This is a genomic window from Niallia yueguangensis, assembly GCF_052663115.1.
Genome location: NZ_JBQTCX010000054.1, coordinates 1 through 1,079, shown reverse-complemented (window position 1 = coordinate 1,079; position 1,079 = coordinate 1). Strand labels below are relative to the sequence as shown.

Sequence of the window (1,079 nt, the reverse complement as noted above, 5' to 3'; positions counted from 1 at the left end):
ACTGCACCAATAATCATGGCGAAAAGCAAGGCAATCCATGGAGTCCACGCTCCTAAACTGTCTGCAAAGGTTAAATTAAACACAATAGAGGAAAAAGCCCCCATGACCATTAATCCTTCTAACCCTATATTTACTACACCAGCCCGTTCTGAAAAATTACCTCCGAGTGCAGTAAAAATCAGCGGCGCAGCCCATAATAGTGAAGAAGGAATGACAATGAATAAAACATCCATTAATCCCACTTACTTCTCCCCCTTTTTTCTTTTATTTGTACTTAATTTCTCCAAAAATAAGCGAATCATATAACTGGAAGCAACAAAAAATACAATAAGTGCAATAATAATATCGACCATTTCATTTGGCACACCCGCTTCAAGCGGCATATTTAATGCCCCTACTTTTAAGAAGCCAAATAGTATGGCAGCTAATACGATGCCGATTGGACCATTTGCACCTAGAAGCGCTACGGCAATTCCATCAAACCCTACGCCAGTAAAGCCGCCTTTTGTACTGACATAACCGAATGTACCTAAACCTTCCATCGCACCTGCAAGACCAGCAAAGGCACCAGAAATCACCATAGAAAGAATAATATTGCGGTTCACATTCATACCAGCGTACTGAGAGGCATGCTGGTTAAATCCAACCGCTTTTAATTCATAGCCCTTTGTTGTTTTTTCTAAAAGAAGCCACATCACCACCACAGAAATAAGGGCAATAATAATTCCCCAGTGCAAACGAGAATAATCGGTGATACTGCTTAAGAAATCAGATCGCAAGCTCGCAGAATCCAATATATTTTCTGTACGATCTTTTTTCTCTGTCATCACATTGCGAATTAAATAATTGGATACATGGAGTGCAATGTAGTTCATCATAATACTAACGATTACTTCATGCACACGAAAGCGCGCTTTTAATAAGCCAGGAATAAATGCCCATAAAGCCCCTGCTGCAATAGATGCTAAAATAGCGAGCGGCAGATGGATTATTTTTGGCAAATCAAAGGCAACACCAACCCAAACCGCTGCCAGCCATCCGACAATTAACTGGCCTTCCACCCCAATATTAAACAAGCC

The 1,079-nt window shown here is 40.8% G+C and carries 2 protein-coding genes; both read right to left on the bottom strand.

All coding sequences use genetic code 11. The features are described from left to right. Positions 1–242, bottom strand: a 242-nt coding sequence (locus tag ACTYA4_RS22050) for an ABC transporter permease subunit (RefSeq protein WP_445505874.1), incomplete at its 3' end; no start/stop codon positions are given. Further along, a partial coding sequence (locus ACTYA4_RS22045; protein ID WP_445505873.1) for an ABC transporter permease occupies positions 243–1,079 on the bottom strand: 837 nt, incomplete at its 5' end.